Genomic DNA, 18,644 nt, shown 5'->3' with positions numbered 1-18,644 from the left:
TCCAATTTCGTTGTCTTACGATATATTCCCTCCTTATCTAAGGGCAGATTATATTGTAAGACAAAAAGAAACAAATATTCGCCCCGGGAAAATTGTTATGAACCAAACAAAAGTGTTTGGTCTACCTTCTGACGGCAATTCATCTCCACCTGTATTGTTGGGTTTCACTCGTAACACAAATCAGATGAAGTCTTCTTGCCGAAAGGGATAAACCCTTCCTATCATTTCGACAATATTTTTCTATACATTTCTCGTTGGTAAATGTTCTTGTAAAACAATGTATCCTTCATAAGCTGTGTAACCGAGTATAGCCATTAATCCGATATAACAAGCAAAGACTGTCCATTTCGTTTTCATATCAACTTTATAATAGTTTTCCTGTTGTCTCTTTTCTTTCTCCCATTCCTGTAATTTTCTTTCTGACATTTCAAATGCTTCTCTTATATGAATTGTATGTGTTTCTTTTTCATCTTCATATGGAACGTAATCAAGCGGCTCAAACTTTGGTAAAAGATGCTCTAACACTTCAATCTTTTGAAGTTCTCCTACTTTTAATTCTTTCTCTCTTTCTTTTTGCCTTAATATATTTATTTCATGTTGCATCATATATATATTTCGATGCACCGCACCTGTTTCTTTTAACTCCTCTTCAAGCCTTGCAACATATTCTTTCATTCCATCAATTCTATATCCTAATTCCTTAATTGGCTCATCTCTCTTTATTACTCTATATAATTCCATACAGCCGATAATAAAAATAAATCCTCCCAAAATACTTTTAAAGTAAATGGAATAACCGAGCAATACAATAAGGCCCGCTCCCCAAATCTTTGTACTTACAACTGAGATAATTCGTCCACCATCTAATGGAGAAACCGGAATCAAGTTAAAGAAGTTAATCATACTTCCAAGTAAAATAATTAATGCCCAAAATGGCTCTTTCGTCATTATATAAAGTGGAATCGCAGGTAAAAATGACAACAATCCGAAAAGAGGTCCCATATAGGCGATATAAGCTTCATCTTTTGCATTTTTTGGCATCTCTTTCATCCCAATAAGAGCACCCATAAACGGAATAAATATTGCTGGCGATGTTGGTATACCTTTTCTTTTCGCAGCCCATAAATGGCCCATTTCATGAATAAACAATAAATAAATGAGCGCTACCCCAAATTTCCAACCATATATAACCGCGTATGCACCAAGTGATAGAAACATACTAAATACCGTTGAAAACTTTGCTAGTTTAAAAATTGCAAATACCCACTTTAACTTAGAAAGTAAAAATAGCCCTATTGCAACAATAATTCCCCATAATCCTTTTTTATTATTTTTCATATTCCTCTCCTTTATCTCTCATTAATGAATCCTATTCATTCATCAAAACTATTTTTTCTCTATTATGACATATTTTTTTCTATCGTTAGAAATAATGTTTATTTAATCCATTTTTAGCCAAAAATATAAATATAAGGAGGTGTTTGCAAATGAATTTACAATCTCTCATAATAGGCGCTCTATCGTTTTTAGCTTCAACTCTTATTTTTTATACCGTTAGTTACGTATTATTATTAGATTTGTTGCCCAATCACGTATTTATTGCCCTTGTCATCCTTTCCGCTCTTATGATTTCTTTTCTTATTACACGAAAATCAATGAATGAGCCATCTGCAAAAGCAAAGTAATAGAGAGGGGGATTTTCCCCCTCTCTATTATCATTTCCTAGGAAAGGTCATATAGACTTTACATTCATCCCGATCCGTAAGGACTAATTAAAGTTTCACTTTATCTTTGTAAATTCATTTTTTCACCATACTCTTTAACAATTTGAATGATATTTTGAAAAACACCTATTTTTTCTTTTTTACTATTTAATATTTTCAAATCATAATTTTCATAATATGTCTCTAATGACTTTAATTGTGATTCTGAAGCATCTTTTACCTGCACAGTAGCCTGTAATTCATATTGTTTATACCCTTCCTTTACCTTTTCACCTGAAATTTTTTCACTTTCTTTTGCTCCAATTAATTTTTGAACTTTTTCTGGGAAAACGACTTGTAAATAATATTCTTGTTCCTTCTCTAACTTGTTGTATAATGATTGTGAAATCGTATACCGCACCATATAATTCACTTTTTGATCGCCTGCTTTAATATGAAACGCAGTAATCTGCAAATCTTTTTTTGTTACTTCCGTTAAAGGACCTACCTGCATCTCATCTTCTTTTTGTTCTGAAACATTTGGAAATATAGCCAAAAGCTTTTCCGTATCTTTTTTATTCAGCATATACATAGCTTTCTTATATTGTACCCATCCTCGTCTGTCTTCTCCTCTTAGCCATGCATAATATGTTTCTTTTTTTCCATCCCTATTAATTTGTATTTCATATTCCGGTTCACCAAAACTACCTGTTACTTCTTGTTTTTCCGCTTTATCTATAATGTCTATTACTAACTTAGCTTCTGATTCCTGTAACTTTTTCTCTTTATGTTTTTTTTGTATAACGGTTACCCCTACTGTTTCTTTCACTTCATTCACCGCCTCTTCCACTTTTTTTGTTTCTTTTTTTTGCTCTACTTGACCACAAGATGCTAGTAACATAGCAAATAACAACAATACATATTTCCTTTTCAACTTAATCCTCCTTTTACAATAAGAAATTCTTATACTCTTCATATAAAAAACAAAAACGTGACACACTATAAAATACGCTATACTAAGTATTGAAAGGAGGTCTTTTTCATGTCCATTAATTTTCACGATGCAAATAATAAATACACATACGCACAGCGAAACGCCCATATTTCTTGGGGAGAAATGATAAAAAGTATTACAAATATACAAAACAAGCAAATAATTGATATCGGCTGTGGTGGCGGGATTTATACGAAAGAACTTGCTCTTATGGGGGCCAAAAATGTCATTGGACTTGATTTTTCAAAAGAAATATTACAAGCTGCAAAAGAAAATTGTAACGGATTTCCAAATATTTCATTCATTCAAGGCGATGCACATAGCGTCCCATATCCTAATGATACATTTGACATTGTTATTTCGCGCGCAGTGATTCATCATTTACAAGACATTCCTACATTTCTACGTGAAGCTTCTCGTATATTAAAGAAAAACGGTGTACTTATTGTACAAGACCGAACTATTGAAGATTGTACAATTCCTGGAAGCCCCGAACACATTCGTGGATATTTTTTCTCTACCTTTCCAAAACTCATTGAAATAGAATCAAAAAGGCGGCCAAAAACCACCACGATACAGCAAGAATTACAAAAACATTTTCTTCATGTGTTCCCCTCTCAAACACAATGGGAAGTACGAAAAATACATGATTCTGTAGAAGCATTGCTACAAGATTTATCACCTCGAACAGGTCGATCCATTCTATATGAATTAACAGATCATGAACTTTCTCAACTTCTACAACAGGTCCAGACCGCATTACAAAGCATCTCTCCTATTATCGAAAGAGATCGGTGGACAATTTGGAGCGCCATGAAATTGTAAGGAAGGAAGCCTCACAACATAATGTGAGGCTTCCTTCTTTCATAATCTAATTTTGCAACACTCTTGATATCCTCCACTTCTGGCCTGTGCACTTCCACACTTCGGACATACTAAATATCTAGACTGATTTGTCAACAAACTACCTTTTTGAAAGAGTAAAACTTCTGCTTGTTTAAACGAACGCGAATAATATAACCACATAAAACCAATTATAGCAATAATGCCAAATAATACTCCCATCGCAAGCATTCCAGTCACCTCTTTTGGTTTGTTCTTTCCAGCAAGTGGATTGTTGTATTATTCTCTGTAAATTCAAACAATACCTTCTTTACTCCTATAAATATCAACTTTCTCTATAAGTTTTACAATTCTCTACAAATTTTTACTCCCGTTTTACAATTCACCATTCCCTTTACAACAACGAATATCACATTCGATATTTCCATATATAAATATACCTTTCAAAAAAATGTTGACTTTCAAAAAAAAACATGTGACAATACTGTCAGAATACTTGAATAAAAATTCATTGACGAGAACGAGTACGTTATAGGACTGTCCCCCAGAGAGTTGGCGATTTGCTGAAAGCCAACGTTCAGTGCGTAGCCGAAAATCATCTCCGAGAAGTAGAACCGAATGTTACAGTAAGTTCTTACCGGCTGTCCCCCGTTACAAGGAACACGTATCATGTTGTACGTTGTAAAGCCGTATACATATAGACTAATTTCTACATGTATAAATTAGGGTGGTATCGCGGGTAAATATAACTCGTCCCTTTCTTTAGGGACGAGTTTTTTGTGTTCTTACAAATGAATTTAAAAAAGGAGGAAAAACAATGAACACTGTATCAAAAAAACATATTTTTTTCACGGGTCTTATGCTATTTTCTTTATTTTTTGGGGCAGGTAATTTAATTTTCCCTCCCATGCTTGGACAAAATGCAGGTGAAAACTTTTGGCCGGCAATGATTGGATTTTTACTAACAGGAGTCGGTTTACCATTATTAACTGTTATTGCAATTTCTTTATCAGGAAACGGCATGCAACAACTCGCAAGTCATGTTCACCCATTATTCGGAATTTTCTTTACTGTAGTTGTATACATCGCAATCGGTCCTTCTATGGGAATTCCACGCGTTGCAAATGTCGCTTATGAAATGGGTGTTAGTTCTTTCTTACCGGAAACAATTCGCTCTAGTAACCTAGCTCTATTTTTATACACGGTCATCTTCTTCGCTATCGTATTTTGGCTTAGTTTAAATCCATCTAAACTTGTCGATCGCATCGGAAATATTTTAACACCTATTTTATTACTCTCTATTTTCTTACTATTTGTTAAAAGTGTATTTACACCACTCGGGCAATCAGGACCAGCAATGCAAGAGTATCAAACTTCTCCAATCTTCAAAGGCTTTATGGAAGGATACTTAACGATGGATACCATTTCTGCGCTTGCATTTGGAATTATCGTTGTAAATGCCATTCGCTCTAAAGGTATGAGTGATCGTAAATCCATTGCTATCGCAACAGCGAAAGCAGGACTTATTGCCGCTACTGGTCTCGTACTTGTATATGGCGCACTTGGCTGGCTCGGTGCAACTAGCGTCTCGCTCGGATATGCACAAAATGGCGGACAATTACTTACTGTTATCGTACAGCAATTATTCGGTCCATACGGTTTACTTCTATTATCTCTAATCGTTACACTCGCTTGTCTAACGACTTGTGTTGGACTTGTATCTGCGTGTAGTCAATATTTCTCAACATTATTGACTAAATTTTCATACAAAATGTTCGCGATTATCATTTGTGCGTTAGGATTATTAGTTGCCAACTTAGGTTTAACGAAAATTATTGCCATCTCTGTTCCAATTCTACTTGTTGTATATCCAGTTGCAATTGTACTCGTTCTACTATCGTTACTTCATAAATATTTCGGTGGATATCGCTCTGTTTATGTAGGTGCTTTAATTGGAGCTGCAATCGTAAGCGTATTTGACGGATTAAAACAAGGTGGCATTTCAGTTTCATTTATCACAACATATTTTGAATTTATCCCTTTATATAATGAAGGAATTGGCTGGCTAATACCAGCATTAGCCGGGGCTATTATCGGGCTTACAATCGCTAAGTTAAGCGGTGCGAAAAAAGTTCCCTTAATAACCGATTCCCGCGAAGTAAAAGCATCCTAAAAAACTCCCGAAAGGGAGTTTTTTACTTTTGATAAGCAGTATGATTAAAACTGCTTATTTTATACGCTTTCGTATAATATTCGATATTTGTATCCACTGTTTCTACTTTGACAACATCGTAGCAATCTTCTTGCTTTACTAAAAATAAATAGTACTCTTCTGTCGCCTCAACAATTGCAATTTTATCTGTTTCAACATTATATTGTTCACAAAGCGCTTGTAATGCGTTCACATAATCCCCTAATTTTTTAGACTTATCCATGCCAAATATCGTTTGAACTAACATACACTCTCTCCCCTTTGTATGTACTGTTAACAACTTAATGATAACGCTTACATTTATTAACGTCAATAAAAAGATTTGGCGTAAACTAATAATCAGTGGGATAGCCCCCCACTGATTAAAGTTTCACTTTATCATTTCGTCAATTGATGTCTAAACGCATAAATAACCGCCTGTGTCCGGTCACTGACATTTAGCTTATTTAAAATATTACTCACATGTGTCTTTACTGTTTTGAGGGCAATAAACAATTCATCTGCAATCTCTTGATTACTTTTCCCCTCTGCAATTAATAACAAAATTTCAGACTCTCTTTCTGTTAACTCCTCGTGCAAAGGTTGTTCTTTCTTCTGACGCATACGAGACATCATTTTACCAGTAACTTTTGGCTCTAATACCGTTTCTCCATCATAAGTAGCTCGTACAGCGTCTGCTATATCACTTGCTCTTGATGTTTTTAATAAATAGCTTGTCGCTCCAGCCTCAATAACAGGGTACAATTTCTCATCATCTAAAAAGCTCGTTACAACTACAATTTTCGCTTCTGGCCATTCCTGAATAATAGCACGTGTTGCTTCAACCCCATCCATCTCGTCCATGACAAGATCCATCAAAATAATATCTGGTCTTAATTGCAGTGCTAACTCTGAACCTTTTCTTCCATTTTCAGCTTCTCCAACTACTTCGATATCTGGCTGCGTTGATAAATATGCTGATACACCCATTCGAACCATTTCATGATCATCGACAAGTAACACTTTTATCATGATTCTCCCCCTCTCTCAATCATAATCGGTACTTTTACTTCTATTTGCGTCCCTTTAGCCGGGAAACTAAGTACTTTTAATGTCCCACCAATTTCATGAACACGCTCTTGCATTGATCTTAAACCATATGAACCAGCCTTATTCACTCCGACTTCAAATCCAACGCCATCATCAATAATTTTTAGAATTGCATATTGATCAATTTTCCGAAGACGCACTTCCGTTTTCTTCGCTTTCGCATGTCGTAAAGTATTGGATAAAGCTTCTTGCACAATACGAAATAAATGGTCTTCTACACCTTTTTTCAATTCTATTGGCTCGATTAGCCATTCAATTTTCATATGTTGCTTTCGCGATAATTCCGTTAATAATTCCTCTATACCTTGTGTCAGTTTCTTACCTTCTAATTGTACAGGCCGTAAATGAAGAAGCAATGCTCTCATTTCTGATTGTGCATTTACAACCATATTTTCAACGAGCTGCAACTGCTTTTGCGTCGTTTCTGGAATTTCAGCCACTTGTTCATTAATAGCCGACATCATCATCGACATTGCAAAAAGCTGCTGACTTACAGAATCATGCAGCTCTCTCGCCAATCGATGCCTTTCTTGGGATATCGCTTCTTGTCTCATCTCTTCATTCCAATGAGCTCGTTCATTCGTTACTTTTTGAAAGAGTCCAGCTTGCTCCTCTAATCGACGAGCAAGGCCTATTACTTTTCGTTCTACTTCATGAAATTCATCATCTGCAGTAAACGAAACATCGCTCGGAAAATTCCCTCGCTCCACTTCAAATAGAAAAGTATTTAATCCTTGTATACGCTGCTCTATATAGTAACCGATTGCATATCCTACAATTCCCCCGATAAGTAAACTTGTAGTCATAATAAACAAGCCAATTGGAACAGAAGCGATGGATTCCTTCCATAATAAATCGTACACTTGTTGCTCACTTTTCCATACATATACAATTGTACAAATGAGTGCAATACTAACAGAAGACAACATAGAATAACGAATATACATCCACGAAATATTTTTTTGTTTCTTCATTATACTTTCCTCACTTCCGTATCGCCTACGACAAGCGAAGAAATAATTTTAATACGACGAGGAGCTTCTTTATACTGCTCTGTTCTAAATGTAACATTGCGATTAAATCCTGTCTCTTCATGTCCTGGCAGGAGCACACGCCCGACAATAACAGAATGATTTAAAGACAGTTCAATATCATATGGCACATATAAACGAATATTACCAACTACACCTCGGATAACAATTACCGTTTCTCCTTCTGGAATCATAGCAGTTGTTAAATCTATTTCCACATCACAAGCACCATATTGAACATTAATATCCTCAAGTTCATAAATATGATCCATCATTCGTATATTCCCTACAAACATATTTTTTAAATATGGTTCTGTACGATATATTTGCTTCTCTTCGTCTATAATCCCTTTTTCTTTAATTTCAACCTTTATTGCTTTTTGCTGATGTCCTTGTTGAATCAGTTGATAACCAATTAAAGCTAAACAAGCAAATACGACAAGAACAAATGCTGCTGATGAAAATAAGAAGAATAAAAATACTATACCACCAACAAATAAAAATACATTTCCCCTTACGTAACGATTCTTCTTACGATAATGCCTTCCAAACATAAGCATAATAAATGCAAAAATGAGACCACCTGGTTCAAAATGTCCAAGTATCATATCAAGAAAAAGACCGAATCCAAATATGATGAGGAGCATCCCCATTAATTGTGTTTTTGAAAATTGTTTCTTCATTTCAGCTCCCCCCTTCTTGTCACATATACATAGAAGAAAAGGCATTGCTTTCCAACACCTTTTCTCCTATCACTATATCATAAGCCTGTTTTATAATATACTACTATTATTTTGTTAACTCTTTCGTTAACGATACATCATTCTTCTCTTTCATTTCACGCTCAAGCTTTGCAATTTTCATATCAAATGTGTCACGTTCATGGTCCTCATTTATACGAGATTCTAAGTCGCAAATATGATTTTCAATTTCTTCAAAGCGTAAGAACGGATTATTTTCATCCATTTTATGCATCGCTGTATTCATACGACGATTTGCATGTGCCATATTTTCACGTGCCATTAATTCCATACGTTTTGCGTGCATTTCTTTTAATTTATTTTTCATCTCAGTAAGACGACGCTCTAACTCATCAATTTGCTCTACAACACCTGCATACATTTCTTCTAATCGAGTTACTTGCCCTTCATAATACGCTACTTCTTCTAACGCACGCTCATGTAGTTGTAATTCACCTGCTTCTTGAGCGACGATCGCTTGCTTCGATCTTTTATTAACGAAATAACGTGCTTGCTCAAGCTCACGAGCGAAATTAGATTTTAATGTTTTATGGCGCTCAATTAACTTCTCAATTTTTGTTATTTCACGCTCACTATCGCGTAAATATTGGTTTAACATCGCCATTGGATTTTTTCTTTCTTTCTCATCTAACACATTATGAAAATCTGCTAAAATTGCATCGCGTACACGTCCGAATAAAGATTGTTTCATTATAATCTTCCTCTCTTCTACTTTATAAATTTGATTTAATTTTTTATTAGTTTTTTATTAGTTTTTCATTAACTTGTTCCACTCATCTTCAAAGTTGCTATATGGTTTAGAACTTTCTGGTGCAGAATCAACAACTACATTTTTTTCTTTTTTCCACTCACGGTATCCGTAGTATAAAACTACTAATGCTGCGATACCGATTAATGCTGGGGAATGAGAAAGGGCGATGGACAAGCCGATCAAACCAACAATACCCCAAGCTAACTTTCCAAAAAATGATTGTGCTCGCACAAATGATTTATAGCTCCAGTACACAACTCCTGCTCCAATTGCGAATCCTATAATACCAGCAAGACTGCCAAGAGCAATTAAAGCTAAAATACCAGCCGCGATAAACGCTAGAAATTGTTTCATCTTGTGCTTGCCTCCCTTCGATTTGATACTCTTATCTTAACTATATTTTCACTTTTCCATAACGAGCTTAAGAACCGTTTTCGACTCAGACTTAAGACTGAGTTGCATTCAGCCTTTTGTAAAAATATGCGGTAGGATAGGATGATTCACTCTTTTATCGCAAATAAAAAGCCGTACAGAGAACATTCTCTGTACGGCTTTCGTTACTATTCATAAACTTCATTTTAATTTATGCTGTTTTGTGATACTCTTTCTTTCCTGCTACTTTAGAAAACTTCGGGAAACCAATTAATATAGAAATAATTCCACATACTCCAACTAAAATCGGATAAAACGCATATGGTAACAATTCAATCGGAGATAACGCCGCAAATCCTGCTGCCGTTAACATTTGCGCACCATACGGAATTAATCCTTGCACACAGCATGAGAAAAGATCTAATACACTCGCTGATTTACGAGGGTCAATTTCATATTGATCTGCAATGTTTTTCGCAAGCGGACCTGTAAAGATAATAGAAATCGTATTATTCGCTGTACACATATTCGTCATACTCACTAAGCCAGCAATACCGAACTCTGCTCCTTTTTTTGAACGAATGTTACGCGTTAAAAGATTCATTAAATATTGAATGCCACCATTATATTGAATCAGTTCGACCATACCGCCAATTAAAATAGCAAGTAATACTAACTCCATCATACCGCCCATTCCAGCCGTTACACTTTTAAAGAAACTCTCTAATGTGTAACTCCCATCTAAAAGACCGATAACGCCAGATAGTACAGTTCCACCAGTTAACACAATAAGTACATTCCAACCAAGCAATGCTGTAATAAGTACTCCTGCATACGGTAAAATCTTTATCCAGTCAAAGCTATGCGCTTTAATCTGCGTGTCGCTTCCTAAAGTAACGATTACTAATAGTACAATTGTAATAATAGCTGCTGGTAATACAATTAAAAAGTTCGTTTTAAACTTATCTTTCATTTCCGTTCCTTGTGAACGTACAGCTGCGATTGTTGTATCTGAAATAAATGATAAATTATCACCAAACATCGCCCCGCCAACAACAGTAGCCATCGTAAGTGCAATTGAGATATCAGTTTGCCCACTAATACCTACAGCAATTGGTGCTAATGCAGCAATTGTTCCCATTGAAGTTCCCATCGCTAATGAAATAAATGCCCCTATAACAAAAATTCCAGCTACAATAAATCCTTGCGGTAAAATGGATAACGCTAAATTAACTGTAGAATCAACGCCACCCATCCCTTTTGCTGTTTCAGAAAACGCTCCTGCAAGTACAAAAATCAGAACCATAATCATAATATCCGGGTTCCCTGCACCTTTAGCGAATCGTTCTACTTTTACATTAAAGCTTTCTTTACGATTCATTGCTAAAGCGACTCCTACAGCAATTGAAATTGCTACAAGTATCGGCAATTTATAGAAATCACCTGTAATAATTCCAGAACCAATAAATAGCGCCAAAAATATCCCAAGTGGTAATAAAGCCAAACCATTTCCTCTCGTTTCTTTCAAAGTACCATCTCTCCCTAGTTTCAACCTTTTTCTAATGAATAACAAAAGACCTCTTCCAATGAGAAGAGGTCTTATACATCTATAAGAAACACTCTTCTCATCTTTCAAGCACATGCTTGCTGGATTTGGCACAGCACTCTGAAATCGAGTCCGCTGCCGAGGCATCGTAGGGCCAGTCCCTCCGCCTCTCTTTATAAGAAGGTTTCATATTTATTTTTTAATAATAATTTCTTCCCTAACTTTACTCGCTTACAAAACAAAAGTCAATTATTTTTTGTATAGATTTTTTTGGTAATTATGAAAAAATTTGAATACAACAATCATTTTAACTTTTTGATTTCTTCTTCCAATATTGAAATCCAATAAAATTCACTATTTTTTATTGCATCTATTATCCATTTCGTAGTGTACCAAGCTAACTCGTACTCTTCTTTTGTAACATCGCCACTTTTATAGGCATCCTCTAGCTCATCTTCATCTAGTACATACATCTTACCGTTCGGTAATAACACTACATCTAAATATAAATCATCAAAATACGGTAAACCACGGTCATCAATTTTATATTCTTTCGCCACATCGATGTAATATTGCACTAATTTTTTCTGATCATCTAACATAGCTGTAATCGCAAAGTTTTTCCCGTCTATGAAATATTGAATCCACGTATATTGATTCTCTGCGATACAAAGTTTTTTACCATCATATTCTTTACAACTAGGTTCTCTTACCTTTTTTATGTCTAATATTCCTAGCATTCCTTCTTCTACTTGCTTAACCGTATAATCCTTCTCTATTAGTCGCTTCCACGAAGAACCGTCACCATATTTACGTTTCATTACGTCCGCTTCCCTTCTATATAGAAAAGCCCCCACATATTATGTGAGAGCTTGTTCAAATTATAATTAAGCTGCTTGCTTATTAGAAATTTCTTTCAAATAAGCTTGTCCTTTTTCAGCGTCATACTGACCTTCCCACTTAGACATAACTACAGCTGCTAAAGAGTTACCTACAACGTTAACTGCTGTACGAGCCATATCTAAAATACGGTCAATACCAGCGATGAATGCTAAACCTTCAGGTGGAATACCTACTGTACCAAGTGTCGCTAATAATACAACGAATGATACGCCTGGTACACCTGCGATACCTTTTGATGTAACCATTAATACAAGTAATAATGTAATTTGTTGTGTAATAGATAAATCAATACCGTACATTTGTGCTAGGAAAATAGCCGCAATTGCTTGATATAAAGTTGATCCATCTAAGTTAAATGAATAACCTGTCGGAATAACGAAAGATGTAATTGCTTTCGGACAACCGAACTTCTCCATTTTCTCCATGATTTTCGGTAAAACTGTTTCTGAACTCGCTGTAGAATATGCTAAGATCAGCTCGTCTTTTAAAATCTTAAAGAATTGGAAAATGTTAATTCCAAATATTTTCGCTGTAAGTCCTAAGACAACTACGACGAAGAAGATCATTGCTCCATATACGACAATTAGTAATTTCCCTAATGGAATTAATGAAGCTAGACCGAATGTAGAAACTGTAACACCAATTAGTGCAAACACACCAAATGGTGCAAATTTCATAACTTGGTTTGTTACATAAAACATTGCATCAGCTACACCTTGGAAAAATTGAAGAACCGGTCTTCCTCTTTCACCAATTGCTGCTACACCTAAACCAAATAATACAGAGAAGAAGATAATAGCAAGCATATCTCCGTCAGCTAATGACTTCATAATGTTTGTTGGAACAATATTTACAAATGTATCTGCAAATGAATGACTTTGCACTTGCTCTGTCGTATGTGTATATTTCGAAATATCTGTCTTCGTTAACTGATCCATATTTACGCCTTTTCCTGGTTGGAAAATATTCGCAATTAATAGACCGACAATAATTGCAATTGTTGTAATTATTTCAAAATAAAGAATTGTTTTTCCGCCTAGTCGGCCCAGTTTTTTTACATCACCAACACCAGCAACCCCAACAACAATACTTGCTACAACAATTGGTACAACGATCATTTTAATTAATCGGATGAAAATATCACCAATTGGTTGTAAATATTTCACAACCGCTGGATTATCAAAGAAAATCGCCCCAACTGCAATACCAAGCGCAAGTCCTATTAATATTTGCCATGCAAGTCCTATTCTTTTCATATTTGTTGTAACCCCCTCTTCGATGTGTCACTCTATCTCTCATTCTATATTTATAAAACTTGAAATTAAGAGTATTACATATTATTCGACAATTCACTACATTTTGTCCCTGTTAAAAATCATAAATCAAAATTTAAAATCTGACAACAAAATAAGTTTGCCCGAATACAAATAATTTTCTTGACAAAAACAAAACCCATGTCAGAAAACCTCACATGAGAACGATTCCTTATCAGTGTTTTATTGGATTCCTATCTACTATTTTACTATATAAAACAAGTATATTTTTCCTTTATTTTACAATAAAATCCAAAAAATACATCCTTGTTGAACGAATAAAAAGCGCATCCAACATGACAATTATCATTAAAAAAATGATAAATTCCGACAAAACTTAGCAATTTTATAAAATTTTCTTTACATTATGGTTACAACGATAGACACTCTTCTTCTTATGATATATAACATTCATAGGGAAAGGAGCCAGACAACCATGAAAAAGAAATTTGCAGCGTTTAGTGTTTTAGCAGCAGGAACGATTTTTGTTTCTCCACTACTTTCACCCGTATACGCTGAAACGAATCAAGATAAATTATCTAATATTCAATCTGAATTAGAAGGAAAACAAAATGACTTACAAAATAAATCAGCCGAGAAAGAACAAATAGAAAAGGAAATTCAAGAATTACAAAAGAAAATCGACGACCTAACTACTTCTATTAATAAAAACGAAGCTGAATTAAACGATACAAAAAAAGAAATTAGTAAAACACAACAAGTAATCGCTGAAAAAAAGAAACATATAGAGCAATTACAAACAAACATAGATACGCGTCAGGAAGTTATTAAGCAACGTTTACAATCTATGCAAGAAAAACCTCGTACAAATATCATTACAGAGGTATTAACAAATTCTACAAATATTGCTGATCTTGTTGATAATATGTACTCTGTAAGTTTAATTTTAAACAATGATACAGATATTGTGAAAAAGCAAACAACTGACCAAAATGCTGTAGCAACTGAAAAAGAGGCTGTTGAGAAAAAAGAGCAACAATTAAAAGAATCCGAACAGAAATTAGTTCAAAAACAACAAGAGTTGCAAACGAATCAGCAACAGCAGCAAACCTTTATTAGCGATCTACATACGAAAGTAGCAAAAGTAGATTCAGAGATTGAAGGATTAGAAGAATCTAAAGGCATTTTAGAAAATCAGCGTCAAGCTGTTCAAAAAGCAATTGAAGAAGAAAAACGTGCCGAAGAGGCTCGTAAAGCAGAAGAAGCTCGCAAGGCAGAAGAAGCTCGTAAACAAGCTACTACATCTGCTCAAACAGCTCAAGCAGCTCCAACACCACACGATACAAATATTGGCGGGTTTATTAAGCCAGCAGCTGGATCAAAAACTTCTGGGTTTGGCGTGCGCTCTATAGATAACCATAAAGGAATCGATATCGCAGCTTCAGGAACCGTTCCAATTATTGCCGCTGCTGATGGCGTTGTTATCCGCTCGGAATTATCATCTAGTTACGGAAACGTTGTGTATTTATCTCACCGTATAAATGGAAAAACATATACGACAGTATATGCTCATATGAGTAGCCGTTCTGTATCAAATGGACAAACCGTAAAACAAGGCACTCAACTTGGATTTATGGGGAACACTGGCCAATCATACGGACAACATTTACACTTCGAACTTCACCTTGGAGAATGGAATGTCGGCAAGACAAATGCAGTTGATCCATCTCCTTATATCGGATTATAGAAAAAAACTCGGTGCATACCGAGTTTTTTCTATACCCTTCACACACTATAGGCATTCCAAATAGACTACAACTAAATGCCTATATTTTACGGGGTGAATCATATGAATACACAATTACAACAAAAAATAGAAGAGGCTAGAGAAACTTACATCGGCCGGCTATTTACATTTGGCGGCTCAGCATTATTTTTAATCGGATCATTTATCGCAGTCGTCACAGCCTATAAAGCATATAATCGTTTATTAAATACACCTACAACATAATAAAAAGACGGAGAAATCTCCGTCTTTTTATTATGCAAACATTTTAAATACGCCTATCGCATTTAAAAATACAATAATTACAGTTACTGGAATAACATAACGAAGCAAGAAGAACCAAATATTAAATAATGTTTTCCCTTTCGTTTCCGTAACTTCTAATTCTTTCATTAACATCTCTTTACTCATTTTATTTGGTACGAATAGCGAAATGGCTAGTACTCCGAGTGGCAGCAATACATTACTTACCGAAAAATCGACGAAATCAAAGAATGTCTTACCAAATATTTTCACATCACTCATAATTCCAAACGATAATGCTGACGGGATTCCAACTACAAAAATAAGAATACCAATTAATAATGATGCTGACGGACGCTTTTTCTCATTATCTTTCGCAACAGATGCTACTACAATTTCAAGCATGGAAATAGCAGATGTTAACGTTGCAAAGAAGAATAAAACTAAAAACATAATGAAGAAAAATTGTCCCAATGGTATTTTCGCAAATACTGCCGGAAGGACGATAAACAGTAGTCCTGGTCCTTCAGTCGGCTTAACGCCTAATGCGAAAATCGCCGGGAAAATTGCTAATCCTGCAAGTACTGTAACAAAAACCGTTAAACTTACAATAGATGTTGCTGATTTAGCTAAATGTTCTTCTTTCTTCAAGTACGAACTATACGTGACCATTACTGAGGCACCTACTGTTAGTGAGAAGAACGATTGTCCCATCGCGTATAAAATCGTATCTGCTGTCAGCTTTGAAAAATCTGGTTTCAAGAAGAACTCTACCCCAGCAAAAGCACCATCAAGTGTTAAAGCACGAACTATGATTGCAATAAACAAAATAAATAATAGCGGCATCATATACTTACTTGCCTTTTCTATTCCCTTCTCTACACCTTTACTTACTACAAAAATAGTACAAAGCATAAAGATAAATTGCGCTCCAATCGCACTTACTGGATTTGAAATCGTTTCACCAAATAATTTTCCATAATCAACAACACCATTCCAGAAGCTTCCTGTAACACTATAGTATAAATACAGTAAAATCCATCCACCTACAACACTATAGAAAGAGAGTACACTAAAACAAGTTACAACTCCCATACGACCAATCCAAGGATATACTTTACTATTTGGTACTAGTACTTTATAAGCTGTAACCGCCTCTTTTTGAGTGCTACGTCCAATAACAAACTCCGCTAATAGTAAAGGCATACCTATAAATAAAGTTAATAGTAAAAATACAAGGAAGAATGCGCCTCCCCCGCCATTACCTGCAACATATGGAAATTTCCATATGGCACCAAGACCTACTGCGGCTCCGGCTGCTGCGAGTACAAAGCCTATTTTCGACGTCCATTGCTGTGTTTCTTTCATCATAAATTCTCCTTTTCTGAATATTTAAACTTTTACTTATTATACACTTTCATTTCATACTCGCACACCTCCTTTAGAAAATAAAAAAGTCCCCTACACGCAAATATGCATGTAGAGGACGATATATGTAATGTAAATACCGTGGTACCACCTCAATTGGATTGATAAATCCCACTTGTTCAAGTACAGGAAAACTCCGATACTCTATCCTTTTAACGGCGGAACCCGGGTTGCCTACTACAATGTTCAACATACCTCTCGCAAGCCCATTCTGTATATTTTATCGTACCGGGCTCCCACCTTACCCCAGCTCTCTGAACGTATCAAATATACATACTCTTCTTGCTCATCGATTTCATTTATTGAAGTTACTTGTGATTATAAATTATATTTTTATAGTTGTAAAGTACAATTTATTCATTATCCTATTTGAACTCTTCTCTCTAATTCTTGTAAAAACAATTTTCTTTTTTGTTCATTTTGAACATATATCGACTTTAATACTTCTTGCAACAATGTATTTCTCTCTCTTTTCTCTATTTGTAATTCTTTCACTTTTATTCTAACTTCGTATAAAAAATCAAGATACGATTCATACGCCTCATCATATTTATTTGCGATATCATCACGGATTTTTTTTGCCAGTTTCGGACTTGCTCCTCCAGTAGAAACAGCCACATTCAGTAATCCACGATGAATCGCCGCCGGAAAATGAACATTGCCACTTTCCGGGTTCGTAATAACATTTACTAATTGATTCTCTGTGCTATCTTCAGCAATTTGTTCATTTAATACGGCATCACTACTCGCTGCAACAACTAAAAAAGCACCTTGAATATCACTTTTTTCATACTCCCTTTGATACCAACGAATTTGCTTTTCTTCCACTAGTTTCACTAAATTCGCATCCAATTCAGGACTTATCACAATTATATCCGCACCTTGTTTTAGTAAAGGAATAATTTTAAATCCCGCGACTTTTCCTCCACCAATGACAACAACACGTTTCTTCTCAACTCGCACTGTAAGTGGATACATATTGATCTCCCTTCAATAATTTCTTCGTTTTCTGAATTAACATATATTGAAACGCTTCATTTTTTCCTAAATACGGACTTATTTTTATCTCATCCGACTCATATTGGCGCACTTCTTTTTCAATATGTTTCATAAGTAAACCTGTAAATAATAAGTAAGGCAATACAACGATATTCTTTTCTTTTCGTTCAACAACTTCCTTTAACTTCTCCTCAAATTTTGGCTCGGCAGCCGCTAAATAACAAACCTCTACTTTTTTAATTTTCTCTTCATGTTGAAATAAAGAAGCGATCCAGTTTATATCTCTTAATACGTCAGGATCACTACTCCCTCTTGCAACGAGAAGTAGCGTTACTTCATCCTTATCTTCCTGTTCAATGCCACTTCCGCTATACACCGATTTAACAAGTGTTTCTGATACACCAAACGGGTTACCGTAGGTCACTTTAACATTCGAAAATTGATTATTTAACTTTTCCAATTCAAACGGTATATCTTTTTTCACATGACCTGCCGCTAATAAAAAAACTGGAATAACAATAATCTCTGTAGCACCACGCTTCACACATGTACGGAACCCTTCATCAATCGTTGGACTCGCTAACTCTAAAAAACAAACTTCTTGAATACTTGCCTCTACACGGTTCATGCATGACGTAATAAATGCAACCGCTTCTTCTTTAGCTGCTTTCAAACGACTTCCATGACATATATATAAGATGGCTTTCAT

20 protein-coding genes, 1 riboswitch and 2 other annotated features are annotated in these 18,644 nt (G+C 35.2%); of the genes, 5 read left to right on the top strand and 15 right to left on the bottom strand.

Going from position 1 to position 18,644, the window contains the following annotated elements; translation table 11 throughout:
- Positions 1 to 240: 240 nt before the first annotated feature.
- Positions 241 to 1,338 (bottom strand): site-2 protease family protein, encoded by a 1,098-nt coding sequence (locus AC3WTA_RS14860; RefSeq protein ID WP_000794476.1) that lies wholly within the window; start codon positions 1,336 to 1,338, stop codon positions 241 to 243.
- A 149-nt stretch (positions 1,339 to 1,487) separates the two neighbouring features.
- Here AC3WTA_RS14860 and AC3WTA_RS14855 point away from each other — a divergent pair, with 149 nt between their 5' ends.
- Complete coding sequence (locus AC3WTA_RS14855) at positions 1,488 to 1,685, top strand: hypothetical protein (protein WP_001053356.1); 198 nt, start codon at positions 1,488 to 1,490, stop codon at positions 1,683 to 1,685.
- 100 nt (positions 1,686 to 1,785) lie between these two features.
- Here the strand turns inward: AC3WTA_RS14855 and AC3WTA_RS14850 are convergent, their stop codons facing one another.
- Positions 1,786 to 2,637: a YhfM domain-containing protein gene (locus AC3WTA_RS14850; protein ID WP_000824711.1), complete on the bottom strand. Its 852-nt coding sequence runs from the start codon at positions 2,635 to 2,637 to the stop codon at positions 1,786 to 1,788.
- Between the two features lie 108 nt (positions 2,638 to 2,745).
- Between AC3WTA_RS14850 and AC3WTA_RS14845 the strand changes: the two genes are divergently transcribed.
- Complete coding sequence (locus tag AC3WTA_RS14845) at positions 2,746 to 3,522, top strand: class I SAM-dependent methyltransferase (protein WP_000026252.1); 777 nt, start codon at positions 2,746 to 2,748, stop codon at positions 3,520 to 3,522.
- Between the two features lie 39 nt (positions 3,523 to 3,561).
- On the opposite strand, the gene AC3WTA_RS14840 is transcribed toward AC3WTA_RS14845, so the two are convergent.
- A complete protein-coding gene (locus AC3WTA_RS14840) occupies positions 3,562 to 3,771 on the bottom strand; it encodes a hypothetical protein (RefSeq protein WP_000880630.1) in 210 nt (69 codons plus the stop codon).
- A 271-nt stretch (positions 3,772 to 4,042) separates the two neighbouring features.
- Positions 4,043 to 4,301 (top strand) — a binding site (T-box leader).
- Positions 4,302 to 4,357: 56 nt separating this feature from the next.
- On the opposite strand from AC3WTA_RS14840, the gene brnQ3 reads away from it, so the two are divergent.
- On the top strand, positions 4,358 to 5,713 hold the full coding sequence (gene brnQ3 / locus AC3WTA_RS14835; protein ID WP_001099148.1) for a branched-chain amino acid transport system II carrier protein BrnQ3: 1,356 nt from the start codon (positions 4,358 to 4,360) through the stop codon (positions 5,711 to 5,713).
- A gap of 22 nt (positions 5,714 to 5,735) precedes the next feature.
- Here the strand turns inward: brnQ3 and AC3WTA_RS14830 are convergent, their stop codons facing one another.
- The 9 genes from AC3WTA_RS14830 to gltP form a co-directional block, all read right to left on the bottom strand.
- Complete coding sequence (locus AC3WTA_RS14830; RefSeq protein ID WP_116329309.1) at positions 5,736 to 6,032, bottom strand: DUF3922 domain-containing protein; 297 nt, start codon at positions 6,030 to 6,032, stop codon at positions 5,736 to 5,738.
- 98 nt (positions 6,033 to 6,130) lie between these two features.
- Entirely contained in the window at positions 6,131 to 6,763 is a 633-nt protein-coding gene (locus tag AC3WTA_RS14825) for a response regulator (protein ID WP_000598709.1), read from the bottom strand.
- Positions 6,760 to 7,815, bottom strand: coding sequence for a sensor histidine kinase (locus AC3WTA_RS14820; RefSeq protein ID WP_000744324.1), 1,056 nt, complete (start codon positions 7,813 to 7,815; stop codon positions 6,760 to 6,762). The genes AC3WTA_RS14825 and AC3WTA_RS14820 overlap by 4 nt, the downstream gene beginning before the upstream one ends.
- A complete protein-coding gene (liaF, locus tag AC3WTA_RS14815; RefSeq protein WP_000743886.1) occupies positions 7,815 to 8,555 on the bottom strand; it encodes a cell wall-active antibiotics response protein LiaF in 741 nt (246 codons plus the stop codon). The genes AC3WTA_RS14820 and liaF overlap by 1 nt, the downstream gene beginning before the upstream one ends.
- Before the next feature lie 106 nt (positions 8,556 to 8,661).
- Positions 8,662 to 9,324 carry a PspA/IM30 family protein gene (locus AC3WTA_RS14810; RefSeq protein ID WP_000814152.1) on the bottom strand — a complete coding sequence of 221 codons (663 nt, stop codon included), beginning with the start codon at positions 9,322 to 9,324 and terminating at the stop codon, positions 8,662 to 8,664.
- Between the two features lie 57 nt (positions 9,325 to 9,381).
- Positions 9,382 to 9,738, bottom strand: a complete 357-nt coding sequence (locus AC3WTA_RS14805; RefSeq protein WP_000808634.1) for a lmo0954 family membrane protein — start codon at positions 9,736 to 9,738, stop codon at positions 9,382 to 9,384.
- A gap of 229 nt (positions 9,739 to 9,967) precedes the next feature.
- Positions 9,968 to 11,284 carry a Na+/H+ antiporter NhaC family protein gene (locus AC3WTA_RS14800; protein WP_000665483.1) on the bottom strand — a complete coding sequence of 439 codons (1,317 nt, stop codon included), beginning with the start codon at positions 11,282 to 11,284 and terminating at the stop codon, positions 9,968 to 9,970.
- 94 nt (positions 11,285 to 11,378) lie between these two features.
- Positions 11,379 to 11,484, bottom strand: a riboswitch (SAM riboswitch).
- A 120-nt stretch (positions 11,485 to 11,604) separates the two neighbouring features.
- Positions 11,605 to 12,123 (bottom strand): ribonuclease FAU-1 family protein, encoded by a 519-nt coding sequence (locus AC3WTA_RS14795; protein ID WP_000824646.1) that lies wholly within the window; start codon positions 12,121 to 12,123, stop codon positions 11,605 to 11,607.
- 66 nt (positions 12,124 to 12,189) lie between these two features.
- Positions 12,190 to 13,461 (bottom strand): glutamate/aspartate:proton symporter GltP, encoded by a 1,272-nt coding sequence (gene gltP, locus AC3WTA_RS14790; protein WP_000821129.1) that lies wholly within the window; start codon positions 13,459 to 13,461, stop codon positions 12,190 to 12,192.
- 493 nt (positions 13,462 to 13,954) lie between these two features.
- On the opposite strand from gltP, the gene AC3WTA_RS14785 reads away from it, so the two are divergent.
- A complete protein-coding gene (locus tag AC3WTA_RS14785; RefSeq protein WP_000726100.1) occupies positions 13,955 to 15,226 on the top strand; it encodes a murein hydrolase activator EnvC family protein in 1,272 nt (423 codons plus the stop codon).
- Positions 15,227 to 15,328: 102 nt separating this feature from the next.
- Entirely contained in the window at positions 15,329 to 15,490 is a 162-nt protein-coding gene (locus AC3WTA_RS14780; RefSeq protein ID WP_001096003.1) for a hypothetical protein, read from the top strand.
- Between the two features lie 30 nt (positions 15,491 to 15,520).
- Here the strand turns inward: AC3WTA_RS14780 and AC3WTA_RS14775 are convergent, their stop codons facing one another.
- The 3 genes from AC3WTA_RS14775 to AC3WTA_RS14765 all read right to left on the bottom strand — a co-directional run bounded on the left by AC3WTA_RS14775 (position 15,521) and on the right by AC3WTA_RS14765 (position 18,644).
- A complete protein-coding gene (locus tag AC3WTA_RS14775; protein WP_141542155.1) occupies positions 15,521 to 16,876 on the bottom strand; it encodes a sodium-dependent transporter in 1,356 nt (451 codons plus the stop codon).
- Positions 16,877 to 16,987: 111 nt separating this feature from the next.
- Positions 16,988 to 17,235 (bottom strand) — a binding site (T-box leader).
- A 61-nt stretch (positions 17,236 to 17,296) separates the two neighbouring features.
- Positions 17,297 to 17,914: an NAD(P)-binding protein gene (locus AC3WTA_RS14770; protein ID WP_000283334.1), complete on the bottom strand. Its 618-nt coding sequence runs from the start codon at positions 17,912 to 17,914 to the stop codon at positions 17,297 to 17,299.
- The gene (locus AC3WTA_RS14765; RefSeq protein WP_000644371.1) at positions 17,889 to 18,644 is read right to left on the bottom strand and encodes a sirohydrochlorin chelatase; all 756 of its coding nucleotides are present in this window, start codon (positions 18,642 to 18,644) and stop codon (positions 17,889 to 17,891) included. Before AC3WTA_RS14765 ends, AC3WTA_RS14770 begins: the two co-directional genes overlap by 26 nt.

It is taken from the genome of Bacillus sp. EB106-07-01-XG149 (assembly GCF_058791555.1).
The sequence above is the reverse complement of the archived record's forward strand: the minus strand, read 5'-3'. Positions and strand labels throughout refer to the sequence as shown.